4 protein-coding genes and 2 pseudogenes are annotated in these 8,550 nt (G+C 66.9%); all 6 read right to left on the minus strand.

The window, feature by feature from the left end; translation table 11 throughout:
- Positions 1–108: 108 nt before the first annotated feature.
- Positions 109–504, minus strand: a complete 396-nt coding sequence (locus B0I32_RS54320; protein WP_342751857.1) for a tyrosine-type recombinase/integrase — start codon at positions 502–504, stop codon at positions 109–111.
- A 66-nt stretch (positions 505–570) separates the two neighbouring features.
- Positions 571–2,376, minus strand: a complete 1,806-nt coding sequence (locus B0I32_RS54325) for an ATP-binding cassette domain-containing protein (protein WP_106253199.1) — start codon at positions 2,374–2,376, stop codon at positions 571–573.
- Positions 2,376–4,181 carry an ABC transporter ATP-binding protein gene (locus B0I32_RS54330; RefSeq protein WP_146178718.1) on the minus strand — a complete coding sequence of 602 codons (1,806 nt, stop codon included), beginning with the start codon at positions 4,179–4,181 and terminating at the stop codon, positions 2,376–2,378. The genes B0I32_RS54325 and B0I32_RS54330 overlap by 1 nt, the downstream gene beginning before the upstream one ends.
- A 285-nt stretch (positions 4,182–4,466) precedes the next feature.
- Entirely contained in the window at positions 4,467–5,267 is an 801-nt protein-coding gene (locus tag B0I32_RS61320; RefSeq protein ID WP_342751856.1) for a Tn3 family transposase, read from the minus strand.
- Between the two features lie 23 nt (positions 5,268–5,290).
- A pseudogene (locus B0I32_RS54335) lies at positions 5,291–7,501 on the minus strand (Tn3 family transposase); the annotation flags it as partial.
- 90 nt (positions 7,502–7,591) lie between these two features.
- A pseudogene (locus B0I32_RS54340) lies at positions 7,592–7,993 on the minus strand (DUF4158 domain-containing protein); the annotation flags it as partial.
- Positions 7,994–8,550: the final 557 nt, after the last annotated feature.

The following is an 8,550-nucleotide window of genomic DNA, read 5'->3' on the forward strand; positions in this document are numbered from 1 at the left end:
CCGGCCGTAGGCCAGGGTGAAGATGCCGCCGTTGACCTCCGCGCGTACCGGCCTCCGAGGAGTCTGAGTGCAGAAATTAGCGGTAGCGACCTGGGGCTTCTTCGCCTGTTAGTGGTCTGTGATGAGGGCTTCCAGGGCAGCAGCCTTGTCGGCTTCGGTCGGCAGGGCGTACCGGCGGGTGGTGTCCAAAGAGCCGTGGCCGAGGAGTTCGGCGACCAGGATGGGGTCTTTGCCGTCGCGGATGAGCTGGGTGGCGAAGGTGTGGCGCAGGACGTGCGGGCTGAAGGGTTCGACAGGGTCGTCGTTGATGCCGCAGGCCTCGCCGAGGCCGGTGATGATGTCGCGGGCGGCGCGGTCGGTCAGGCGGCCGCCGCGCTGGTTGAGGAACACCGCGGCGCTGGTGGCGCCCTTCCAGCCAGCGCGGGCTTCCAGCCAGCCGGTGAGGGCTTGGCGAAGGTCGGGGTGGACGGGCAGGTGGCGGATCTTGCCGCCGTCCCGTTTGATCGAACCGTCTGAAGCACAGCGGGCCGCAGCTGCCTGTCGACGCGAAACAGCTGCTCATCTAGAACATCAATCAGATGTGTATGCCGCCGTCTGCATCCCATACAGCTCGGCGTAACGGCCCGGGGCTTTCAGCAACTGTCGATGTGAGCCGTGTTCGATGAGGGCTCCCTTGTCGAGGACGAGGATCAGGTCGGCTCCGGCGAGGGTGGAGAAGCGGTGTGACACGATCACCGTGATCGCTCCGCTATGGGCCGCCAGATGGCGGGCTCGTTCCATGTAACGCGTGAAGATGGCGTGTTCACTGGGCGCGTCCAGCGAAGCGGTGGGCTCGTCGAGGACGAACAGCAACGGCGCGTACCGCATCGACGCCCGGGCCAGCGCGGTCTTCTGCCACTGTCCCTCCGAGAGGTCGACGCCGCCGAAGGCCCGGCCGAGCCTCGTGTCGAGCCCGGCTGGGAGGCTCTCCGCGATGCCGTCGGCGTCCGCTGCCGCGATCGCGTCAGCGACGTGTGACGGGCTTGTGAGGTGGGCGAGATCGCCGAGTCCGACCGCCTCGCCGAAGGTGAGGTGGGGGTAGCGGCCGAAGTCCTGGTACGCGGCGCTGGTGCGCGCTCGCCATGCCTCGGTGTCCAGATCGGCGAGGTCTGTCCCGTCGACGAGAATGCGGCCGCCGTCAGGTTGGTAGAACTTGCCCAGCAGCTTGATAAGTGTGGACTTTCCCGAGCCGAACTCCCCGACGATCGCGACGACCGACCCCGCAGGCAGAAGAATGCTGACGTCGTCCAGGGCAGGGCGCAGCGTGCCTGGATAGGTGTAGCTGACTCCTTTGAACTCGATGCCGTCGCGCAGGACTTGGGGAGGCTGGAGCCTGCCGTGTCCCCGCGCCCGATCGGCTGCCGCGTAGTCTCGCAGCCACAGGTAGGGCTCGATGTGCAAGCCGGCGCTCATCGTGCCGGTGAGTTGGCCCACGGCGGCCTGAATCGTCGGCTGCAGCGACGCGGCAAGGGTGATCACCATCACGACGTCGCCCACGGTGGATCGGTCTTCCGCGGCCTGGACCATGACGATGGCGAGCGCGGCCGTGAATACCATGGTGAAGACCGACCACCCCAGCAGTCGCCACGCGAAGCTGCGCATCCGTGCTTGGAAGCGTTCATGGACGACGGCGTGCCAGGCGCGCTCTTGGTGCTCCAACAACTGGTCTGTTGCTCCGCTGACGCGGATCTCCTTGGCCGCGGCGACGTCGGTGGCCAATTCGAACAGGTGCCGCTGGAGGCGGAACTGCTCGGCGGTGGAGATTTGGGCGCGGTTGAGCTGCCCGCGCGCGCGGGCATCGCACCAGATCGGCACCGCGGCAAGTGCGAACAGCATGAGCAGCCATGGTGAAACCTCGCCGAGGAGCGAGAGGACGACAGCGAGTCGGAGGGCGGAGAAGATCGTGCGCACTGCGGTCCACGCCCCGGCGACCAGTTCCCAGGAGGAGGTGCGGAGAAGACCGATGCGGTCGAGATAGTCGCCTCGCTCCATGTGCTCGATGCCTTCGATCGCGGCGACTTCGTAGGTGATGCGGTCGGCCAGCCAGCCCGGCCCGATCTTGTCGACCACGAGGAAGTTCCCGATCAGATCGCGCAGTCGCGTGGTCACCAGTGCTGCCGTGGCGGCGCATGCTGCCCAGACGGCTCCACCCAGCGCCTCAGGTGTATCTCCTGCGGTGGCGCCGTTAGCTATCGCCCGCAGTGCGAGAGCCATCCCCACGCCGGCCAGTAGAGCAACGATCTCAATGACGAGGTTGACGCCCGTCAGGACGGGAGCACGCGCGTGGGTCGTGCGCAAGATATCCCACCAGAAGCGCAGGTAGCGGAGTCGGATCATCAGGAGGCCTCTTCTTCCATCCGGTCGTCGTAGCCGGCGCGGAAGCGTCGGGCCTGAATGGTGAACAAGCGTGCGTAAGTGCCTCTTCGCGCCATCAGCTCGTCATGGGTTCCGTTCTCGGTGACACATCCGTCTTCGAGGAGGATGATGCGGTCGGCGGCTCGTACGGTGGATAGCCGGTGCGAGATCAGGACGACGCCGGTGTCGCCGCGGCGGTCGGTGATTTTCTGGAAGACGTCGAACTCGGTGCGGACGTCCAAGTGCGCGGTCGGCTCGTCCAGAACGAGGAAGTCGACCCCGCTACGCACACCGTAAAAGGCCCGCGCCAGCACGACTTGCTGCCACTGCCCTCCCGACAGGTCGACACCTCCGGTACGTGAGCGTGACAAGGGCGTCTCCCAGCCCGACGGCAGCATCGAAACGAGCTCTGCGAGCCCCGCGTCATGAGCCGCGCTCTCGAGACGTGCCTGCTCACGGGCGGTGTCCGCTCGGCCCAGCGCTATGTTGTCCTTCACGGAGAGCGGGTAACGCACGAAGTCTTGGAAGACGATGGCAAGATGACGTCGCCATTCGGCCGGCTCCAGGGTGGCGATGTCGGTGCCATTGGCCGTGATGCGGCCCGAGGTGGGCCGATACAGGCCGGCGAGCAGCTTGATCAGCGTCGACTTCCCCGCGCCGTTGAGCCCGACCATGGCGAGCAGTTCGCCAGGGTACAAAGTCAGGTCGAGATTCTTGAGGACTGGGCGGTCGGTCCCCGGATAGTGGAACGAGACGTTCTCGAACCTGATCACAGGACGGCCCTCGCGGAGCTTGCCTCCGCCGGGCCGCGGTGACGTGTGATCGCGCATCTCGAGTTCTTGCGTGAGTTTCCCCATGGCGGCCAGCCCCGGCAGCGCGCCCTCGATCTCGTGCGCGTCTGCGTAGCCGAGTGCCGTGAGCACAGACCAGGCCGCTGCGAAGAGCGCCGTCATCCCGGCTACGGTGCCGCGACCTTGAACGGTATCCAGCACGACCAGGACGTACGCGGCCATCAGCGATGGACCGATGAGGACCGCCGGCAACCACTGCCTCCGAGCACTGCGCTCACCGGCTGCCCAAGCCGGTGCACATTGAGCCAGGGTCGCCTTCCGGGCTTGGTTCGCGGCCCACGTGGCGAGGCCGAAGGTACGCACTTCCTTGCCTCCGGTCCACTCGGTGGCCAGTTGTGTCCAGTGCCGCGCACGGATCTCATGCGCCAGGCCAGTGCGATCCAGTGCCAGCCCGGCGGTGAACTCCCGGCGCCACATCCAGCGGCACAGCATGGAAGGAAGTACGACCAGGGCTACAAGCCACCATCCGTGGCCGGCGAGCACCAGGCACGATGCCAGCATGCCGACGTAGCGCACCGTCAAGTTCAATTGAGAAAGGGCGCCTTCGCCCGGAGTGCGCTCGCCCCAGAATTCCCGCTCCCCTCGCGCCAGCCGCAAAAGCTCCCGCACACGGGGCCTCTCCAGCGAATCGATCGTGGCGCTGCCAGACACCAGACGGACCACATCAGCACGATGCTCACCATCGATGCGCTGCATGGCCAAATACTTAAGAGGGCCCATCAGCTCCTCAGCCGCACGACCGACAAGAAAGGCACCGCCAACCAGCAGAAGTGCCGAAAATGTGCCCTCGAGAACAGGAGCCTGAGCCGCCGCCATCAGCCGATCCACGAGAAAACCGGTGGCCAGCGCAGTAGTGGCCGGAATGAGAGCGTTGGCTACCTCTAACGCTGTGACCGCATACGCCAGACCATGACCTGCTCGCCGCAGCGTGCGCAACAGAACAACTCTATCTCCCACAGAGGCCACAAGCGTCACCTTTCTCCACAACAGGAAGGTCAACTGTTACAGATGGATCCTGCATTCCGCAAGTGGTTCATTTGGCGACACGTTGAAAGGCCAGCAAATGCTGCTGTCATTTATATGAACCGTATCCGCGCCGGGCGCATTGGGTGATATTAAAATGACAGCCCAGCGAGGGCGGCCATATAAACGACTCCGCCAAATGGATGTGCCGGCACCGGGATAGCGGCACGTCCCCCGCCCCGGCAGTACTGGCCCAGGTCATCCAGAGAGCTCAGTCGGTTGGTGGAAGGGGCGCAGCCCCGTGGCGACGTCGGCACGGGTGAAGGCGTAGCGGCCCAGGAAGTTGATGTGCTCGTACTGGATCGGTGACAGGCGTGCGCACATCTCGTCGGTGACCGGGAAGCCCTGCTCGCGCAACTGCTGGACGGCGGCGTCCAGGTAGAGGCTGTTCCACCAGATGACCGCGTTCAGCGCCAGGCCGAGGCTGCCGAGCTGGTCTTCCATGCCCTCGCGGTAGCGTTGGCGCAGCTGCCCGCGGTTGCCGAAGGCGATCTTCCGGGCCAGCCGGTGTCGGGCCTCCTGCACGTTCAACTGCGCGCCGATCATCCTGCGGTAGCCGGCATCGTGCAGAAATTGCAGCAGATGGAGAGTCTTGAAGATGCGGCCGTAGTGGACGAACGCCTCCCCCAGCCCGGTGGGGCGGCCGTCGGCCGACAGCATCCGGATCAGGTCGTAGGCGCGCACGGTGCCCATGGTCAGCGATCCGGCCACGCGCAGCATGTCGCCCCAGTGGGCGCGGATGCGGTCCAGGCGGATCACGTGGCGGGACATATCCTCCAGCGGGCCGTAGCTGGCGCGGGTGTTGGTCCGCCACAGCCGCATGTCGGCCAAGTCGGCGATGCGCGGGGAGAACTGGTAGCCACAGATCGCGAACAGCCCGAACACCAGGTCGGAGTAGCTGGCCGTGTCGGTGATGATCGTCTCCGGTCGGGGGCCGCCGTCCAGGTTGTGGATGGCGTCCAGGATGAACAGCGAGTCGCGCAGCGTGCCCGGCACCACCAGCCCACCGATGCCATCACCTGGTCATTGACCACGTTCAGCCAGGTCGCGCCGCGCTGCCTCGCAAAATAGACCGGGTTATGGCCTGCATGCAGGCTGGCCACCGGCACCACGAAGCGCAGCCCGTCGGCCGAAGCGATGTGCCCGCTGCCCCAATGCCGGACGATGCCGATGCCGGCCTGAGCGCCGATCAGCCGGGCGTTGGCCGCCGCGATCGTCTCGGCGCGCAGATAGCCCTGGTCGACCTGCTGCAGCCGGGCCCGCGTCAGGGCGGGCACGTTCGGCTTCTCGATCGGGACCAGGCCGACATTGCACGCCTCGGCCACGATGAGGGCGGCCAGGCTCATCGGGAAGTCCTCCATCATCGCATCGGTGCCGGCGACGTGGGTGAAGTCCGCGGGCAGGCCGGTGCGGTCGAAGACCTCCAGCAGCAGTTCGGGGAAGTCCAGCCGGGGCAGCATGCCATCGATCAGGCTGCGCAGTTCCTTCATCAGCGGCGGCTCGGCCAGCGGACCGAGCCTCTCCAGCTGTAGCCGGCCGCCGACGAACTGCACCGCGGTGTTGCTGCCGAGCCCGTCCAGCACGCGGACGTAGGCGCCCTCCAGCGCGCTGGCGAGCTCGGCCAGGTGCCCGGCCGGCTCCAGCTCGAGTTCCAGCGAGGTCAGCACCCGCGGCCGCGCCTGCTCCCACGCCTGGCCATCCAGCAGCCGGGCCCGCGGATCGCTCCACCGCTCGGAACCCTCGGCGAACACGTCGCGCCGGCGCAGCGCGGTGTGCAGGTGCATGAGCGCGCACAGCACGAACGCGGCCTTGTCGATCTGCCCCTCGGGAAGATCGGGATTGCGATACACCAGCGGCCGCCAAGACCCCGTGATCAATTCAGCATGTGCGGCGATGTCACCCGGCGCGTAGCGGCGCCGGCTCTTGGCCATCGCCGCGGCGGTGCGCACCATGGCCAGCACCACTGTGCCGGCCTCGACAGCGCGGAACCGGATTGTGGAAAGCAGCGGCTCGATGAAGCCCTGCACGGTGCGGTAGCGCTTGACCAGCTCGGCCCGCCACTGCGCGGCCGCATCATCGTCGGTCGTGGGCACGAACGCGGCGACCGTCTCCACCGCCGAGGCCAGCTTCTCGCGCGGCACCACCTCCTCGATCGCCTTCCACACCTCCACCAGCGACACCAGCCGCTCCTCGGTCGCCTCCGGCACCGCCATCAGCACCTCCATCGCCGAGGCCATCGTTCGCGCCGCCTTGCGCAACCGGGGAAAGGTACGCAGTTGCTCGGCCTTGCCCGCCCGCTCCGCACGAGCCAGCAGATTGGAGGAGATCAGCAGATCCAGCACGTCCAGCGCGTCATCGACCGAGGCGGTCTCCAGGTGCCGCACCGTAGCCAGCAGCGTCGCGCCCTGCCGATCGGCTGCCAGATCCCGCAGCGTACGCGCCTTGGCCGCCAGCCCATAACGGGCCAGCGCCCCGAGCTTGACCGCCGGCACCGGATCGGTAGCCACCTGCCCGGCGCCGAGCTCGGCGATCTCGGCCACCCGGCGCAGTTCCTCGGCAAGCACCCGGCCCGAGGCCTTGGTCGGTGCCGTCCGCAACCGCTCCAGCTCCGAGCGGCGCTTGCCGTCCGGCACCGCCAGCAGTCCCATCAGCGCGGCGCGCATCTCAGCCGACAACCGGCCCGACAACAGTGCGTGCAGCCGCTCGTTCTCCGCCCGCCGCACCTCGCCGACCAACCGCACCAGCACGGTCATGCCCGGGAGCAGGATGCGCTCCTTGAGCATGTGCACCCGGGCCCGGTCGAACAGCGCCCGCGGCCCCTCTGCCGAGGCCCACACCCGGGCCGACACGTACTGGCGCACCTCGCTTTCGCACGAGCCGAAGTCGCGATAACCCAGCAGCTCTCGGATCTCCCAGGCGTGCTCGTACACCGTCTGCTGCCGCTGCCCATAGTCGGTGAAGTGTGCCGGATCCAGGCCGAGCTGCTCGGCGACGAACGCGACCACGTCCGGCGGAACCGCCAACGGATCGTCGGTCAGGAACACCCCCAGCAGGCGCACCGTACCCCACTGCACGGCCCAGCCGAGCTTCGTGGCCGGACGCCGTTTCGACGCCAGCGCATCCAACGCACGTCGATCCAACCGGAAGAACTGCTCCAGCTCCGCGGCCGAGGGCTCCTCGGGGAAGCGGCCATAGCGGGCGATCTGCTGATCAGAGAGAAATTCGAAAGGCATGGCCCAGGAACGTAGGCCCCGTGACCTGCCTAAACAGGCGCTGTCACCGAACCGGTACGAAGATCAACTCTCTACCGCTAATTTCTGCACTCAACCTTCTCGAAGGCCTACCTGGGCGGCCAGGTCGTCCAGGGTGGAGAAGGCCGGGAACTCGCAGCTGTTCCTGGCCAGCTCCTCCAGCGCCACGTTGATCAGGTCGGCCGGGTGGTCCTTGGTCCTGGCCGCCTGCCGGATCGCCTGATCGGCCAGCTTGCGCGCGTTCGCCTGATCGCCGTCCAGCCCCAGCCGGGCCCGCACCAGCGCCTTGTGGTTGCGTCCCGTCCGCTCAGCCACCACCGCCATCCCGACGTCCTCCGTCAGGCCGAGCTCATCCCGCACATGCGAGATCACCTGCGGCGGGATCTCCGCCAGCCGCGGGAACCGGCCCAGCCGCTGACAGCACTTCAGCCACACCATCAGCGACAGCCGGTTCTCATCGGTGTCGGTCATCTCCCGCGCCCAGTCCGTCTCCTAGGGTCGGCGAGTACGCCTCGCGCAACTCCCGCTCGGAGATGGTCCGCTTGAACCGCGGATAGGCGGTCTTGTCGATCGACGCCATCAGGGCACAGCCTTCCCAGCAGCCCCCGATCACCACAGAACGCGCGATACTGTAGCCGAGCGATCACTATCCGCGAGGTAGGACACGCGAAGATCTTCGTCCCCACTCCGGTTCGCTCGCTGGGACAAACAACTTCCGAGATTGCGCGGCAGTGCCCTGGATGACCTCCCCTCACCCATGGTGCTCTCCAGCACGGCAGGTCAACGACGGCCCGACGCACAGCTTCAAGATCGACTCATGGCCGGTTCTGGTCGTATCTCGGCTGGATCCGAGTACAGGCCACCCCCGGGTTGAGGAACCCAGGAGCAGCGGTTGGCGCTGAGAATGATCTTGAGTGGAATGTGACGTCCGGCTTCGGCGTGTGATCGCTCTACCTGGAGGTCTCTGGCCCGTGGACGATGCGGTGGATGGTGGAGCGTCCGACGCTGTACTCGGTGGCCAGATCGGCCAG

The sequence above is a fragment of the Nonomuraea fuscirosea genome, assembly GCF_003001935.1.
Taxonomy (GTDB): domain Bacteria; phylum Actinomycetota; class Actinomycetes; order Streptosporangiales; family Streptosporangiaceae; genus Nonomuraea; species Nonomuraea fuscirosea.